We start from the raw sequence: 15547 nt of genomic DNA, 5'->3' as shown, positions 1-15547 counted from the left end.
CAACGCACTGAGAGACAATCCGCCCTTGGCGCGGGCGGCGCGGGGCGCTAGGCGCCGCTTTCCATATCTGATCCAGCAACGAAATCAGGAATTCGTGTGTCCGAACCCCGTTATGATGTAATCGCCATCGGCAACGCTATTGTCGACGTGATGGCCCCTGCAACAGATGAACTGATCGAGGAATTGCAGCTCAATCGCGGCGGGATGACGCTGGTTGATGCAGACCGCGCGCGCGAACTCTACGAAGCAATGGGTCCCGCGCGCGAGATTTCCGGCGGTTCGGCTGCCAACACGCTGGCGGGGCTTTCGGCGCTGGGCGCGCAATGCGCCTTTATCGGCCAGGTGGCGAATGACCAGTTGGGCGAGGTTTTCGCGCATGATATCCGCGCCGTGGGAATCGATTTCGACGTTGCCCCGCGCCCGACCAGTCACACCGATGCCGATCCGCCCACCGCGCGCTGCCTGATCTTTGTCACGCCCGATGCGCAGCGCACCATGAACACCTTTCTGGGCGCGAGCCAGTTCCTGCCGGCCAGCGCACTGGATGACGAGGCCGTGGCGGCGGCGCGCGTGCTTTATCTTGAGGGTTATCTGTGGGATCCGGAAGAACCCCGCGCGGCGATGCGGCGCGCCATTGAAACCGCCAAGGATGCCGGGCGCGAAGTCGCCTTCACCCTGTCCGAAGTGTTCGTGATCGACCGCCATGGCGACGATTTCCGCGCGCTGATCGAGGATGGGCTGATCGACATATTGTTCGCCAATCATCTCGAGCTCTTCGCGCTCACTGGAACAGACAATATCGAAGCGGGGATCGCCGCGCTCAAGGACAAGGTGCCGACACTGGTCGTAACCCGCAGCGCCGATGGCGCGATCGCGACCCGCAATGGCGAACGCGCCGAAGTGCCCGCCGAACCGATCAAGCATGTGGTGGACACGACCGGGGCGGGCGACCTGTTTGCTGCGGGCTTCCTGTTCGGCCACGTCCGCGGCGAGCCGCTCGAACGTTGCCTGCGGCGCGGGGCGATTGCTGCGTGCGAGATCATCTCGCATTATGGCGCGCGAACCGAGGTGGACCTCAAGGCCCTGATGGACGCAAAGCTGGGTTGATCAGGCCCGGGCGGCTGCAGTCGCTGGCTTTGCTCGACTGCTGCCGGCCCGCCATCCGTACCATCCGGCCAGGGCGCCCGCTGCGACACCGGCAGTGAAGGTTACCCCCTGGGGAATCTGCGCATAGGCGACGAACCAGCCATCAAGCCCTGGCATGAAGGGCACATTCCACATCACCACCGCCTGCAGCCCCATGAAGAACGAGGCGACCAGCCACGGCATGCCATGCTTGCGATCCATGAAATACAAAGTCATGGCAAAGATGATTGCCATGCCGTCGCTGATTACAATCGTGTCCTGCACTGCCTGCGGCCCGTCGCTGCCAATCACATTCATCCACGGCATGAACTGATCGATTACGCGGCTAAACGGTGATTCAAACAGGATCAGCGGCGTGGCCAGCATGTAACCTGCGTGGAGCTTTACGTTCCGCCGGTTCTTGAGCGCCTGGTAGAACAGAGTCAGATAGGCACTGATTGCGATCACCATGCCGATCCCGAACGAAGGGCCATTGTGCAGGATGAATTCATTTTCTGCCGAAGCCATGCGCTGCGCGGAAACGTCGATGATCATCATGAAGCCGAGGATCAGGAAGGGGAAGAGCGCGAAGCTGGCCAGCCCCATTTGCTTGTGAAAAGCGTTTGAGCGGCGATGGATCGCAACGCTCTGGACAATCAGCAGCAGCAACCAGGCCGAAGAGCTGATCGCATGGACGTGGAAGGCCAGCGGAACATTGCCGATTGCCGACCAGTAGCTGGCCCAGAATCCGGCCAGGATAACCAGCAATACGAAACCGACGAAATAGTGGCCATGACGATAAGGCATCGAGTAATCCCCCTCTCGATGCGACCCCTGATTTCATATTAGCACGGACGGTGGGAAATCCGCAATCGGCGTGGCGTCGGCCCTATTCGGGCACGCGCCGGTAATCCTCGCTCTGCAGGGTCAGGATGTAGTCCGCAATCTGTTCAACCTGCGGCGGGTCCAGGTCAAAATCCATCATCTCGGGATAGTTGTGTGCATCGGTCAGCCAGGTGACCAGCGTGGCGCGGGAAAGCCCTTCGCGATTGGCAATATCGGCGAATGGCGGCGAGGCCGGGTTGGGCGAGAGGCCGGGAACTTCAACCGCATGGCAGCCGCCGCATGCCGCCTGCACGAAGGCAAGCCGGTGGTGTTCGGCTTCGGACATGGCCTGCGGTGCAGGGGCGTCCGCCAAGCCCTCTTCCGGCGCTGTATAGGCGCAGGCCGCAGCGCCGAACACCAAGGAAACGATGAAACCAACTCTCGTCATTGCACTTCCTTCCCAACATCGCCCAGTAAATCAAACCGCAAGTCTCTGAGCCAGTCCATGACCGCGATCAAACTTCCGTTTCGCGCAGCACTTCGCGCCAGCCGATGTCGCGGCGGCAGAAGCCGCCGGGAAAGCTGATCCGACCCACCGCTTCATAGGCGGTGCGCTGTGCCTCAAGGACAGTCTTACCCGTTGCAGTGACATTAAGCACGCGCCCACCGCTGGCGACAAGCTGGCCGTCCTTCATTGCAGTGCCGGCATGGAATATCTTGGCGCCGTGTCCCTCGGCATCGCGCAGATGGATTGCGCCGCCCCTTACTGGCGTGCCAGGATAGCCATTGGCCGCCATGACCACGGTCAGTGCTGTCTCATCGGCAAATTCGCCTGTCACGCCCTCCAGCTTGCCAGTGGCGCAGGCGAGCATAATCTTTGCCAGATCGCTCTCCAGCCGCATCATCAGCACCTGGCATTCGGGATCACCGAAACGGCAGTTGTACTCGATCAGCCTGGGGCCGGTATCTGTCAGCATCAGCCCGGCATAGAGCACACCCGAATAGGGCATGCCTTCGGCTGCCATGGTGCGCACGGTCGGTTCGATGATTTCGCGCATTACCTGCGCCTGCAATTCGCTGGTCAGCACCGGGGCGGGCGAATAGGCGCCCATCCCGCCGGTATTGGGGCCGGTGTCGCCATCACCCACCCGTTTGTGATCCTGCGCCGTGCCAAACGGAACGATGGTGGTGCCATCGGTCAGCGCGAAGAAGCTGGCCTCCTCGCCCGCCATGAATTCCTCAATCACCACCTCGGCCCCCGCTTCACCGAAACTGCCGCCGAACATGTCGGCCAGCGCAGCTTCGGCTTCCGCGCGGTTTTCCGCGATCACCACACCCTTGCCCGCGGCCAGCCCGTCAGCCTTCAGTACAAAGGGGGCGTCGAAGCGATCGAGCGCTGCCGTCGCTTGCTCAAGCGAAGCCGTGCGAACATAGCCAGCGGTTGGAATGCCTGCGCGTTCGCACAAATCCTTGGTGTAACCCTTGCTGCCTTCAAGCTGCGCGGCCGCCTGCGAAGGTCCGAATACGGGGATGCCTTCCGCACGCAAACTGTCCGCCAGCCCGTCGACCAGCGGAGCCTCCGGCCCGATCACAACCAGGCCAATCTCCTTCGTCTGGCAGAATGCGATGACTGCGGCATGATCGGTTGCATCAAGGCCGACCAGCTCTGCCTCTTGGGCAATGCCGGGATTGCCGGGGGCAGCATAGAGTTTTGTGCAGCCGGGGGATTGCGCAAGCTTCCATGCCAACGCATGTTCGCGCCCACCCGAACCGAGCAAAAGGATATTCATGGCCGCCGCGTCCTCCGATGATCAGTCAAACGGGCTGGTAGCGCGCACGCCGCCGGGCGACAACGCCGCACCGCTCTCGATCACCGAGATTTCGGCATTGCTCAAGCGCACGGTCGAGGATCGCTTCGGCTTTGTCCGGCTGCGCGGCGAGCTTTCGGGGGTGAAGCGCGCCGCATCGGGGCATCTCTATCTGGCGCTCAAGGATGAGAATGCCGTGCTCGACGGGGTGATGTGGCGCGGCAGTGCGCAGCGCCTGCCCTTTTTGCCCGAAGACGGGATCGAGGTTATCGCCAGCGGCAAGCTGACGACCTTTCCCGGGCGTTCGAAATACCAGATCGTGATCGACAGCCTGGAGATCGCAGGCGAAGGCGCCTTGCTGGCACTGCTCGAAAAGACCAAGCTGAAGCTCGAGGCCGAGGGGCTGTTCGCGCGCGAGCGCAAGCAGGCGCTGCCCTTCCTGCCGCGCGTGATCGGCGTGGTGACCTCGCCCACCGGATCGGTGATCCGCGATATATTGCACCGGCTGGCGGATCGCTTCCCCAGCCATGTGCTGGTGTGGCCGGTGCTGGTGCAGGGGCAGGGCGCAGCGCAGCAGATTGCCGATGCTGTACGCGGGTTTGCCGCGCTCGATGGGAGCGACACGGTGCCGCGCCCCGATGTGGTGATCGTCGCGCGCGGAGGCGGCTCGATCGAGGATCTGTGGGCCTTCAACGAGGAAATTGTGGTGCGCGCCATCGCCGATTGCCCGATCCCCGTGATATCTGCCGTGGGGCATGAGACCGATACCACGCTGGCGGACTATGCCGCCGATCGCCGCGCGCCTACGCCAACGGCCGCCGCAGAAATGGCGGTACCGGTGCGTGCCGACCTTGTTGCGACGGTGGCGGATCTGGTCAATCGCCAGCAGCGCGCAGTGCTGCGCCCGGTTGAGCTGGGGCGCGAGCGGCTTGAGGCGCGAATGCGGCGCATGCCCCGGCCTGAACAATTGTGCCAGCCATATTCGCAGCGGCTCGACGAACTTGGCGAGCGCCTGCGCCGCGCCTTGCGCGACAGGGCCGGGCAGGGGCGCGAAAGGCTTGCCGGGGTCTCCTCGCGCCTCGCGCCGGTGCTGTTGAGGCGGAACCTGGCCGATGCAAAGGGCCAGCTTGAACGCGCCCGGCTCAGGCCCGCGCTTGTCACCGCGCCAATTGACCGCAAGCGCGAAGCGCTCGCCGCTCTCTCGCGGCTGGCGCAGCAGTTCCATCCCGAAGAGCCGCTGAAGCGCGGCTATGCAATCGTTCGCGATGCGAGTGACAAGGCCCTGACCAGCCGCGAGCTGGCAGCGAAGGAGGCGGCATTGGTGCTGCAATTTGCAGACGGGCGGCTCGATGTGGTGCAGGCCGATGGAACCCAGCCAGCATCCAGGCCCCGCAACCCGGCCCGCAAGGCGGCCCCAACCTCACCCAGGCAGGATGATCTGTTCGGTTAATTGCAGGTTCGGTAATCACTTGCTAGAAACCGGGGCATGTTGATGTCGTCAAGCGATGGTGAGGCCAAGCTCTATTACGGTCCAAGCGCGTTCAAGGTGCTGCGCGGCGGGAAATTCGTGCGCTGCGCGATCAGCGGCGAACCGGTTGCGCTTGAGGAGTTGCGCTATTGGAGCGCGGAATTCCAGGAAGCCTATGCCAGCTGTGAGATTGCGACCCGGCGGCTGACCGGACAGATTTGATGCAGCTGCGGGCGATCGGAGCACTTGTTGCTCTTGCCGCTTTGCTCGGGCTTGGGGCTTGCGAAAACCGTGAGAACACCACAGCGCAGCCGGGCTATCTCCCTGTTCTTGCGGCACCGCTGTTAACGATTGATCTGGCGCAGGGCGCCGTTGACGCGCCCCCACCGCAAGCGGAACCGCGAGATGGGTCGTCCGAGGCCAAGCTGAAAATGGTGGCCAATCTCGCTCAGGGCGGCTGGATGCGCGGCCAGTTCACCTCTCAGGCCAAATCGGTCCGGCTCGACGGGACCGAACTTGCGCTCGATGACAATGGCCGATTCTTCGCCGGTTTTGATCGTGATGCGCCCAGCGAGATGTTGCTCACCGCGATGCTGGCTGACGGTTCCGAATATCGGCATCGGATCGAATTGGCCGCGGGGGATTGGCAGATCGAGCATGTCGATGTCGCGATGCGGCCGAGCGGAACAAGCGAGGCTTTCCTGGAGCGCCGCCGCCCAGAACTGGCCGCGATCCATGCTGCGCGCGCCAAGGAAACCGGGGCGCAAGGCTGGCGGCAACCTTTCATCTGGCCGGTAAATGGCCGCATTTCAGGGCGCTTCGGATCGCAGCGGATATATCGCGGCGAGCCGGGCAGCTACCATTCCGGCCTCGACATCGCGACCGGCGCGGGCACGCCCTTTGCTGCGCCGGCTGACGGTGTGGTGGTGCTGGCGGCGGACGATTTCTCGCTTGAGGGCAAATTGCTTATCATCGACCATGGCCAGGGGCTCAACAGTGCCTTCCTGCATGCCTCGCAGCTGTTCGTGCGCGAGGGTGATCAGGTCAGGCAGGGCCAGCATATCGGCAATGTCGGCGCCAGCGGGCGCGCCACTGGCCCGCACCTGCACTGGAGCCTCAAATGGCGCGATGCGCGGCTCGATCCGCTGCTGTTTCTTCGGCCGGCTAGCCAAGCGGCAATTCCTGCCAGCGATTGATGCCCTCGCAAGGAAGAGGAATGCGCATGAAAAGAGGCGCGCAGGTTACCCTGCACGCCCCGTTTGATTTCGTATAGCCCTTGCGGGGAGAGTTCAGGCGGCTTCGCTGCCAGCCTTTTTCAGCTCGCGCTTTATCTTGAGCGCGCGCGCGCTTAGCTTCTCGTCCTTGGTCTTCAACAGCCAGTTGTCGAGCCCGCCATTGTGCTCGACCGAGCGCAAGCCATTGGTCGAGACGCGGAACTTGAAGCCGCGGCCCAGCTTTTCGCTCAGCAGCGTAACGTTCTGCAGGTTCGGCAGGAACACGCGCTTGGTCTTGTTGTTGGCGTGGCTCACATTGTGGCCCACCTGGCGGCCCTTGCCGGTCAGTTCGCAAATACGCGACATGGTATCTCTCGTTCGTTCTCTAATGCTGGCTTCCGAACGAATCGGGCGGCCACTCACAATCGGTATGAAACCGTCAGGTTTCCCGGGAAGGCGGGCGCATAGCGGCGGCTTCCCGAATCGTCAAGCAAAGTTGCGGCATGGCGCGAGTGCCGCTAGCGCGCAGTTATGACCCGCCAAGGAACCCGGTGGCCGATCCCGCAAGCGATGCAACTGGCGCTCGATGCCGCGCGCACGGCCGCTGCGGAAGGTGAGGTACCGATCGGAGCGGTGGTGGCGCGCGGGGACGAGGTGATTTCCGTCGCCGCCAACCGCACCCGCATTCCGCCCGATCCCACCGGCCATGCCGAGATTGTCGCGCTGCGCGAAGCGGCGGCGAAGCTCGGCAGCGAACGGCTCAGCGGCTGCGACCTCTATGTCACGCTAGAGCCCTGTGCGATGTGTGCCGGGGCGATCAGCCACGCGCGGATTGCCCGGCTCTATTATGCGGCACCCGATCCCAAGGGCGGTGCGGTGGAACATGGCGCGCGGGTGTTCGAACATCCGCAATGCCTCCATCGACCCGAGGTTTATAGCGGCATGGGCGAGGCCGAAGCAGCAGAATTGCTCAGGGATTTCTTCAAGGCGCGGCGGTAAACCCGGCAATTGCCGGCCCCCTTTTTCGTTTGAACGCAAGAAGCGGGACGCGGAGTCCGGTTTCCCGCTCCATGCTGCGCGAATTGAAAAGGAAACGCCATGTCATTTCGCGTAAAGGGGCTTGAAGCCGATCAGTTCGTCCACCTCTATGGGTTGAGCGACGAGGAGTTGAGGGCGCAGGGCGTGCTCCGCTACCGCGCCGATTCATCCCCCGGCTTCCCGGACCGAATTGAAATGCGCGACGCGCAACCCGGCGAACCCCTGTTGCTGCTCAATCATGAGCATCTTCCGGTCGATAGCCCTTATCGCTCCAACCACGCGATCTTCGTGCGCGAGGGCGCGCGGAAAGCCTATGACGAGATCGACCAGGTGCCTGCAGTGATGGCGGTTCGTCAGCTCTCGGTACGCGCTTTCGACGACCTCGGCATGATGCGGGACGCGGCGCTGGTCGATGGCCGCGAGGCGGCCACCATGTTCGAACGCCTGCTGGCGGATCCTGCGGTTTCCTACCTGCATGTGCATAATGCCGCGCGGGGCTGCTATTCGGGCCGGGTCGAACGCGCCTAGAGGCCGCGCCAGATCTTGGCAGGCGTATTGTCCTTCGCGCCCAACCGCGTGCGGTCACAGCGTTTGGGCATGAAGTCCCTGCCGTAGCAAAGCCTTAGCTCTTCGAGCCAGCCGCGTGCATTGAGCTTTACCCCGATCATATCGGGCTCCCAATGCCTGCCGTTGGCATCGGAGAATGCGCGGCGAATATCGCCAGCGGTCAGCCCATTCTGGCGCGAAAGCCGGTCATAATCGGGGATGCGCAGACTGTTCCACAAGATACGGGCGGCCTTGAAATAGGACTCGGGCCGCGCCGCCATGCAAGAACCATGCTTGGCCCATTGGCGCGCCATCAACCGGACAGAGGGCGTCATGCACAAATTGCGGCGCACCTCGGCCGGGCTGACGGTTCGCGCAGTTTGGCACCACTCAGGCCAGGTGCTGCGTCCGTGAGGCCACAGTCCGTGGACGATGAGGCCGAAACGACCGTTGCGGCCCGAACATTGCAGGCGTTGGCGCGCGTCCATTTCGCGGTTCTTGCAGAATTCGGGGCTCCAGCTGAGTGCAAGCGTATAGCCGGTGACGGGGACCTGCCGCGTCGGCCCGTCGGCGCGCACCTGCGGCACGCTGACACTTTGCGGCATGCGGCATTGATAGGCCTGGGCTGACGCAATTCCCGGGAACAACAGCAAAAGGACCGTCATCGCGAGCGACGAAGTCGCGCGGCGATCCAGAGCGCAAGCATGCAACCGGGCTGGATTGCCGCGTCGCCTGCGGCACCTCGCAATGACGACTTTGGGCACCAACCTATTCCAGCGTGAAGTCCAGCCCGATATCGGCGGCTGGCGCACTCTGGGTCAGCCGCCCGACCGAGACATAGTCCACGCCGGTTGCTGCCTTGGCCTTGATGGTTTCAAGATTGATTCCGCCTGAAGCCTCGGTGGGGACGCGGCCTGCCACAATGCCAACCGCTGCGCGCAAAGTCGGCGGGTCCATATTATCAAGCAGCAGCCGCGTTGCGCCCGCTGCCAGCGCAGGTTCGATCTGGTCCAGTCGGTCGACTTCGCAGATGATTTCCTTCACCCCCGCCGCCACCGCGCGGCGCACCGCTTCGCCGACATTGCCGGCAACCAGCACGTGGTTGTCCTTGATCATCGCCGCATCCCACAACCCCATGCGGTGGTTGCTGCCGCCGCCCATGCGCACGGCGTATTTCTCAAGGTGGCGCAGGCCGGGGATGGTCTTGCGGGTGTCGAGCAGGGTGCAATCGGGATTGTCCATCGCGCGCACGTATTCGCGGGTCAGCGTGGCGATGCCGGAGAGGTGCTGCACAGTGTTCAAGGCGCTGCGTTCGGCCGTAAGCATGGCGGGGGCATTGCCGTTAAGGCGCATCAGGTCCGTGCCCGGCGGCACCTGCTCGCCCTCGCCGACCAGCAGCTCGATCGCCATGTCGGGATCGAGCGCGCGGAAGAAGGCCTCGGCAATCGGAAGCCCGGCAACGGTGATCGCATCGCGGCTGTCCATCACGCCGGAAAAGCGTGCATCGGCGGGGATCACGCTTTCGCTGGTGACGTCATGCCCGCCGCCGGGAAGCCCTGTGCCAAGGTCTTCGGCGAGAGTCTCACGCACGAATGCGTCCAGATCAAAGCCGGGAAGAGTGAACGTGCTCAAGCCTTATCCCTCATCATTGCGAGCGACCGAAGGTCGCGCGGCAATCCACGGCGCTATGGATTGCTTCGTCGATTGCGCTCCTCGCAATGACGGGCGGCGGGGTCAATGCACGAAGCGCGCCACGACATCCCGGTAGCTGCGCGAAACCTTCACCTCGGCGCCGCTTTCGAGCACCAGGAAGCATTCGCCATTGGTGTGCGGCCTTACCTGGCGGACCTGGTTCAGATTGACGATGGTCGAGCGGTGAACGCGCTGGAAGGTGCGCGGATCAAGCCGCCGCTCGAGGTCTTTCATGGTTTCGCGCAGGATCAGCGAATTGTCGCCGGTATAGATGCACATATAGTCGCCTGCGGCTTCGATATGTTCGATCGTATCCACTTCGACGCGGAAAATCTGGCCGCGGTCCTTGATGTTGATCAGCTTTTCGAACCGGTCGCTGGCTTCGGCCTCGCCGCTGGAAAATTCCACCGCCATCTCGGGCGCGACTTCGGCCAGCACATTCATCAGCTTGTCCGCTTCCTCGGCCGATTTCTTTTCGGCCAGGCGCTGACGCACGCGTTCGATTGTGTCGGCCAGCTTGTCGGTATCAACCGGCTTCATCAGGTAATTGACCGCATTGGCCTCGAAGGCGCGGATTGCATGCTCTTCATAGGCGGTGACGAATACGAACAACGGCGGCTCAATCTCCATCACGCCCTTGACCACGCCGAAGCCGTCAAAACCAGGCATCTGGATATCAAGGAACACCAGATCGGGCTTTTCGGTCTTGATCGCGCGGATCGCCTCGCGCCCGTTCGAACAGGTTGCGATCACTTCGATGTCCTCGAACGGTTCGAGTCGCAGTTGCAGGCCCTGGATAGCCAGCTTCTCGTCATCGACCAGTATTGTACGGATTGTCATGCTTTGGGTTCCATGCTGCGGATTGGCGAGAATGCCATGGCGGGCGCCTGCTTGGCCAGCTGTGCCGGCAGGGGTGGGGTTGGGGGCTGGGGCTGGGGCGTTTCTTCCGCATCGGCCGAATCCTGTCGTGCTGTCTCGAACGGTATTTCGATCAACACAGTAAATCCGCCGCCAGCGCCAGAGCGGGTTTCAAAGCGGTGATCCGGACCATAAGCCTGGATCAGACGGTTGCGAATATTGGCAAGGCCCACACCGGTCGACATGGTCTCGTCTGGCTTTTCGCCAGAGCGCAGCAGATCTCCCTGGCGCTGGCCGGAAACCCCGGGACCGGTGTCTTCGATCTTGATCCGCAGCCGGTGGCCCTGAACCTTGGCAGTGAGCGAAATGCGCGCGCCCTCCTCTTGCGGCGAAACTGCGTATTTGACTGCATTTTCCACCAGCGGTTGCAGGAGCATCGAAGGCAGCAGAGCCTCCTGTGCAGCATCGTCGATATCGAAACAGGTGCGCAAGCGATCCTCGAAGCGCATACGCTCAATATCGAGATAGAGTTGCAAGGTTTCAACCTCCTGCGCCAGCGTGACCTGGCTGCCTGGCTGCATGATCAACGTATGACGCAGGAAAGCGGACAGGCGCGAAAGCATGGCATTGGCCGGCTCGGTCTGCTTCAGCAGCACCAGAGTGCTGATCGAATTCAGCGTGTTGAACAGGAAATGCGGGTTGAGCTGGTAACGCAACATGGCCAGCTGCGCGCTCGTGGCCTGTGCTTCCAGCCGCTCTAGCCGATCCGCCTGTTCCTCTACGGTGAGGAAGTAATTGATTGCGAAGTAGAGTGCACTCCATCCGCCCAGCAGCGTCAGCGGAATATAGGAGAGGCCGATGAATCGCTGGGCAAATGTCGTCTCGCGAATCCCGGCAAAATAGATGCCCTGCACCCAGGCATCGATCGAGGCATGCACTATCACTGCCACCAGCAAGATTACAACGGTCATGCCCCATGCCACCAGCGGCTGCCTGTCGATCAACTGACGGAACACGACCGAAAGCACCATGCTGATCGAAAAGCCGGTGATGGTCGTGACCAGTATAACCGCCAGCAGGTCCCACGGCTGGCCATTGGCGATTGCGGCACTCGCGCGCAGCAGGAATGCCCCGCCCCAGCCGACCAGCTGGAGGTTCCAGAATGCCCGATTCTTGTTGGCAAAGAAGGGCGTGGGACGGAAGGGCAGCACTGCCATAGCGCTTCCCCTTAGCCGATTTGGCAGGCGGGGTGCAGTTTGTTTTGCGGCCAACCGTCGCGCGGGCTACACTGGTCACCAGCAAGGAGAGGAATCATGGCCACGATCGAACATCCGCAAGAGCGCGCCAAGTTCACCGCGATGACAGAAGGCACTGCGGAAGACTGGGCAATCATAGGCAGTCAGTATCGCACCTTTGCCAAGGGCTTGCCGGATCGGGTGCTCGATCATCTGAAGCTGCTCAAGGGGGATTTTGGCGGCTTCCCGGTGTGTCGACTCGAGCATTCGCTGCAGACCGCGACTCGCGCGCATCGTGACGGGCGCGACGAGCGATATATCGTCATGGCATTGCTGCACGATATTGGTGACACACTGGGCACCTATAATCACCCCGATGTAGCCGCCGCGATCATCAAGCCATTCGTGCCGGAAGAATACCACTGGATCTGCGAAAAGCATGGCGCCTTCCAGGGCTATTACTATTTCCATTACGTTGGCATGGATCGCGATATCCGCGAACAATATCGCGGTCATCCGCACTTCGAGGCCTGTGCCCATTTTTGCGAGAAATACGATCAGGCGGCGTTCGATCCCGGCTATGACAGCGCGCCGCTGAGCTTCTTCGAACCGATGCTGCGACGGGTGATGGAAAAGCCGATAAACTCGATGTACGCAAAGGTGATCGACGACTGAGGCTCATTGGTCCGGATCAATATCGCGCCGGAAATGGCTGTGCCAATCAGCGCTGCCATCTGCATGCCTCACCTTGTCGATCTGTACCAGTTCGGCCTCGATGAATTCGAGCCGCTCGTCCCAACCGTCATGGCTGCGTTTGCGGAAAATCCCGCCCGAATGGTCCGGGCCCCAGCGTGCCATGAAGCGCGACGCGGCTGACGGCTGGTAACCGGCATTGGCGAGCAGCCACGGCATCAGCCGGTCGGCCTCGCGCTCGGTCAGGCGGATGTTGCGGCGACCGCGCCCTTCGCGCTCGAGCCATATCCTGTGCCGCAGCAGATTGTGCGCCAGCTCGTGCGCCAGCGCGGCGGCCAGTTCGTCTTCAGGATAACCCAGTCCCGGGAAATCGCGTTCAACAATCACCCGCATACCCTCAGCAAGCGCGCCCTTGCCGCCGCCGCCCATTTCGAAACGCGAGGCGCAGGCAGGTTCGCCGGCCAGCTTCACCCGGCTGCCTTCACGGCGCTGCAGAACGACTACTCCAGAAGTTGCGAGCCGCGCAGAGATCAGATCATGCGCGCGCACTGTCCGGCGCCAGTCGCCATGCGTTTGCGAGGGCCAGCTTGAGAGCACCTCATTGTCAATGGCGGCAATTTCGACGCCTGTAGCCAACCCAGCTTTAGCGGCAGGTGACCCCTCGGCTGCGGCCAGCACGGCGAAATCGCTCTCGAGCCCCAGCAGGTTCCGCACTGCGGCTGGTTCGCGATAGCTCGCCATGTCGTGCAGCAACAGGCCGATCGCGGGCACCACATTATCGCAGAAGCGGCTGTTCCCGGTGACCAGGCGCCAGCCGATGTCCTGAACGCGCTGCTCAACCTGTTGCTGGGCCTGAAACCGCTCGAGCGCAGGGGTGTTGCTGCCAGCTTTGGCGCTTGAAGCAGGAGTTGCCGCCGCAGCAAGCGCGGCAGACAAGGCCAGGGCAAGCGCGCGGGCCGCAGGCATCAGCTACCGCTTGGTTCCAGCGCTTCCTTGAGTGCGCCAAAGCCCACGGCACCTTCGAAGGCGCGGTCCCGCGTCACCCAGCTGGGCGTGCCGGTAAAGCCCAGCTGGCTGGCCAGGGCATGGTTGCGGGCGATTTCCTGCGCCACTTCTTCCGATTCGGCATCGGTACGTGCGCGCTCGAGATCGAGCCCGGCTTCGCGTGCGGCTGCCTCGACACTTTCGGGTGAGACCGGGCCAAGGCGGAACATGGCATCGTGAAAGGCAGGGTATTTGCCCTGTTTGGCTGCGGCGAGCGCCATCTTTGAGGCGATTTCGCTGCCCTGGAAAATCGACCATTCGCGGATCACAACCTTCACTTCGGGATCGGATTCGACCAGCCGCTGCACATCGGCCTGACTCATCGCGCAATAGGGGCAATTGTAATCGGTGAACTCGACCAAGACTTTCGAACCCTGCGGATTGCCGATCACGGCGCCGGGAAAGGGCACCATCACCTGATCCGAAATGCCCGCAAGCCGTTCCTGCGCCTGCCTTTCCTGATAGGCTTCGGCCATCTCCGGCAGGATTTCGGGATTGGCGACGAGATAGCTGCGGGTGCGCTGATCACCCAGGCCTGAATATGACCATATAGCCGCACCTGCAAAGCCGAACAGCATGGCCAGTGCGGCAGTCAGCAGGGATTGTTTGAACATAGGGGTCATCCGTAATTCCAGTGGTGCGGTCTAATTGCGGTCGCGGATTTCTTCCAGCGAGGCGCGGGCCTGAAGGGCGATGTCCTGCGCGCGGATCCAGTCAGGTGTGTAAGGCTCCAGACCTACCTCGGCGGCCTGCGCACTGCGCAGGGCTTCAGCGTAGCGGCGGTTCATGACCTGCTGTTCGGCACTGGCGAGCCTTGCCCGGGGCATGTCGCCGCGTGCAGCATAGACCACGCCAAGCTGGTACCAGGCAAACGGGTTGAGCCGGTCGCGCGCAACGGCCGCGCGCAGCACCCGCTCGGCCTCGTCATAGCGCGACTTGTCCTCGGTTGCGATCAGGGCATGGCCGAACATCGAAGCGATCAGCGGATTGTGGCCGGTCAATTCGGTGGCTTCACGCAAATATGGCAGTGCGCCAGCAGGATCGCCGGATTCAAGCAGCACCTGGCCGCGAAGTTCCAGGAAGTAGGGGTCTTTCGGGCTGATTTCGAGGAGTCTGTCCGTCTCTGCCAAAGCCTGATCGATCAGCGCGCTCTTGTGATAGGCATAGGCCCTGGCATAATGCGCCGGAATGCTGCTGTCGGTCGCCGGATATTGGGTCAGGGTGCGCTTTGGATCGGCAAGATAGCCTGACAGCTTGGCCTTCACGCGCTCGAAGCGGGCTTGCAGCACCGGATCGCCGGGCGCCTCCCATGCGGGGTCGACAATATAGGTTTCGCGCAGGCGCGCGATGCGATCGCCAGAAAGGGGGTGTGTGCGGGTGAAGGCGGCGTCATCATCCTGGCTCACGCCATAGCGGAACTCCAGGCTCTGCAGCTTGCCGAAGAAGTCCAGGCTTCCACGGCCTGAAATTCCCGCGAGCGAGAGATATTCGGCACCAGCCGCATCGGCCGAAGCCTCCTGCACGCGGCTGAATGCAAGGAATTTGCCCATTGCCGCGCGCTGGCCGGCCATCATCACGCCCATCGCCGCCTCGCCGCCGCCAGCGAGTGCCGCGCCAACGCCCAGCAGCAGGCTGAGGATCGAGATATTGCTCGCGGCACTGACGCCTTCGCTGAAGCGCACGACATGCCCGCCGGTAATATGGCCCAGCTCGTGTGCGATCACGCCCTGCACCTCGTTGGCGGTGTCCGCCGCGTCAATCAGCCCGGCATGGATATAGACCGCTTGCCCACCAGCAACGAATGCGTTGATCGAGGGATCATTGATCAGGACGATATCGACATTGCCCGGGGCAAGCCCTGCGGCATCAACCAGTGGCGCAGCCATATCGGCCAGCAGGGCTTCGGTTTCGGCATCGCGCAGCACCGATTGTGCGACGGCGGGGTGCGCCGCAAGCAGCAACACGGCAAGGAAAGCGGCAATATGACTCAGCAATCGCATG

18 protein-coding genes are annotated in these 15547 nt (G+C 62.6%); 7 read left to right on the top strand and 11 right to left on the bottom strand.

Annotation, left to right across the window (positions count from 1 at the left end; all coding sequences use genetic code 11):
• Positions 1 to 96: 96 nt before the first annotated feature.
• Positions 97 to 1107, top strand: a complete 1011-nt coding sequence (locus ACX3VQ_RS06545; RefSeq protein ID WP_462580082.1) for an adenosine kinase — start codon at positions 97 to 99, stop codon at positions 1105 to 1107.
• On the opposite strand, the gene ACX3VQ_RS06540 is transcribed toward ACX3VQ_RS06545, so the two are convergent.
• The 3 genes from ACX3VQ_RS06540 to purD all read right to left on the bottom strand — a co-directional run bounded on the left by ACX3VQ_RS06540 (position 1108) and on the right by purD (position 3740).
• Positions 1108 to 1932, bottom strand: coding sequence for a hypothetical protein (locus ACX3VQ_RS06540; RefSeq protein ID WP_462570896.1), 825 nt, complete (start codon positions 1930 to 1932; stop codon positions 1108 to 1110). It abuts the gene before it with no gap.
• Positions 1933 to 2014: 82 nt separating this feature from the next.
• A complete protein-coding gene (locus ACX3VQ_RS06535; RefSeq protein WP_462580081.1) occupies positions 2015 to 2398 on the bottom strand; it encodes a c-type cytochrome in 384 nt (127 codons plus the stop codon).
• 67 nt (positions 2399 to 2465) lie between these two features.
• Positions 2466 to 3740: a phosphoribosylamine--glycine ligase gene (gene purD / locus ACX3VQ_RS06530; RefSeq protein ID WP_462580080.1), complete on the bottom strand. Its 1275-nt coding sequence runs from the start codon at positions 3738 to 3740 to the stop codon at positions 2466 to 2468.
• On the opposite strand from purD, the gene xseA reads away from it, so the two are divergent.
• Genes xseA through ACX3VQ_RS06515 form a run of 3 tightly spaced genes read left to right on the top strand, consistent with a single transcriptional unit; the run spans position 3739 to position 6422 of the window.
• Positions 3739 to 5208, top strand: a complete 1470-nt coding sequence (gene xseA / locus ACX3VQ_RS06525) for an exodeoxyribonuclease VII large subunit (protein ID WP_462580079.1) — start codon at positions 3739 to 3741, stop codon at positions 5206 to 5208. The two genes, purD and xseA, sit on opposite strands and share 2 nt — an antisense overlap.
• A 36-nt stretch (positions 5209 to 5244) precedes the next feature.
• Complete coding sequence (locus ACX3VQ_RS06520) at positions 5245 to 5448, top strand: DUF2093 domain-containing protein (RefSeq protein ID WP_462570903.1); 204 nt, start codon at positions 5245 to 5247, stop codon at positions 5446 to 5448.
• Positions 5448 to 6422 carry a M23 family metallopeptidase gene (locus ACX3VQ_RS06515; RefSeq protein ID WP_462580078.1) on the top strand — a complete coding sequence of 325 codons (975 nt, stop codon included), beginning with the start codon at positions 5448 to 5450 and terminating at the stop codon, positions 6420 to 6422. Before ACX3VQ_RS06520 ends, ACX3VQ_RS06515 begins: the two co-directional genes overlap by 1 nt.
• Positions 6423 to 6515: 93 nt before the next feature.
• On the opposite strand, the gene rpmB is transcribed toward ACX3VQ_RS06515, so the two are convergent.
• Positions 6516 to 6806 carry a 50S ribosomal protein L28 gene (gene rpmB, locus ACX3VQ_RS06510; RefSeq protein WP_462570906.1) on the bottom strand — a complete coding sequence of 97 codons (291 nt, stop codon included), beginning with the start codon at positions 6804 to 6806 and terminating at the stop codon, positions 6516 to 6518.
• 165 nt (positions 6807 to 6971) lie between these two features.
• Between rpmB and ACX3VQ_RS06505 the strand changes: the two genes are divergently transcribed.
• Together ACX3VQ_RS06505 and ACX3VQ_RS06500 are read left to right on the top strand one after the other, a co-directional pair.
• Entirely contained in the window at positions 6972 to 7439 is a 468-nt protein-coding gene (locus ACX3VQ_RS06505; RefSeq protein ID WP_462570907.1) for a nucleoside deaminase, read from the top strand.
• Between the two features lie 99 nt (positions 7440 to 7538).
• On the top strand, positions 7539 to 8006 hold the full coding sequence (locus ACX3VQ_RS06500; RefSeq protein WP_462580077.1) for a DUF1203 domain-containing protein: 468 nt from the start codon (positions 7539 to 7541) through the stop codon (positions 8004 to 8006).
• Here the strand turns inward: ACX3VQ_RS06500 and ACX3VQ_RS06495 are convergent.
• The 4 genes from ACX3VQ_RS06495 to ACX3VQ_RS06480 form a co-directional block, all read right to left on the bottom strand.
• Positions 8003 to 8689 (bottom strand): ribonuclease T2 family protein, encoded by a 687-nt coding sequence (locus tag ACX3VQ_RS06495; RefSeq protein ID WP_462580075.1) that lies wholly within the window; start codon positions 8687 to 8689, stop codon positions 8003 to 8005. The genes ACX3VQ_RS06500 and ACX3VQ_RS06495 overlap by 4 nt on opposite strands.
• Before the next feature lie 103 nt (positions 8690 to 8792).
• Entirely contained in the window at positions 8793 to 9656 is an 864-nt protein-coding gene (gene nadC / locus ACX3VQ_RS06490; protein ID WP_462580074.1) for a carboxylating nicotinate-nucleotide diphosphorylase, read from the bottom strand.
• 102 nt (positions 9657 to 9758) lie between these two features.
• The gene (locus ACX3VQ_RS06485; protein WP_462570911.1) at positions 9759 to 10556 is read right to left on the bottom strand and encodes a LytR/AlgR family response regulator transcription factor; all 798 of its coding nucleotides are present in this window, start codon (positions 10554 to 10556) and stop codon (positions 9759 to 9761) included.
• Positions 10553 to 11791, bottom strand: a complete 1239-nt coding sequence (locus ACX3VQ_RS06480) for a sensor histidine kinase (protein WP_462570912.1) — start codon at positions 11789 to 11791, stop codon at positions 10553 to 10555. Before ACX3VQ_RS06480 ends, ACX3VQ_RS06485 begins: the two co-directional genes overlap by 4 nt.
• Before the next feature lie 96 nt (positions 11792 to 11887).
• On the opposite strand from ACX3VQ_RS06480, the gene ACX3VQ_RS06475 reads away from it, so the two are divergent.
• Complete coding sequence (locus ACX3VQ_RS06475; RefSeq protein WP_462570913.1) at positions 11888 to 12484, top strand: HD domain-containing protein; 597 nt, start codon at positions 11888 to 11890, stop codon at positions 12482 to 12484.
• A 3-nt stretch (positions 12485 to 12487) separates the two neighbouring features.
• On the opposite strand, the gene ACX3VQ_RS06470 is transcribed toward ACX3VQ_RS06475, so the two are convergent.
• Genes ACX3VQ_RS06470 through ACX3VQ_RS06460 form a run of 3 tightly spaced genes read right to left on the bottom strand, consistent with a single transcriptional unit; the run spans position 12488 to position 15546 of the window.
• On the bottom strand, positions 12488 to 13468 hold the full coding sequence (locus ACX3VQ_RS06470) for a hypothetical protein (RefSeq protein WP_462570914.1): 981 nt from the start codon (positions 13466 to 13468) through the stop codon (positions 12488 to 12490).
• Positions 13468 to 14160: a DsbA family protein gene (locus ACX3VQ_RS06465; protein WP_462570915.1), complete on the bottom strand. Its 693-nt coding sequence runs from the start codon at positions 14158 to 14160 to the stop codon at positions 13468 to 13470. The genes ACX3VQ_RS06470 and ACX3VQ_RS06465 overlap by 1 nt, the downstream gene beginning before the upstream one ends.
• 30 nt (positions 14161 to 14190) lie before the next feature.
• Positions 14191 to 15546: a M48 family metalloprotease gene (locus tag ACX3VQ_RS06460; RefSeq protein WP_462580073.1), complete on the bottom strand. Its 1356-nt coding sequence runs from the start codon at positions 15544 to 15546 to the stop codon at positions 14191 to 14193.
• Position 15547: the final 1 nt, after the last annotated feature.

The organism is Altererythrobacter chaiwopuensis (assembly GCF_054957735.1).
This window is presented reverse-complemented; position numbering and strand designations above follow the sequence as displayed.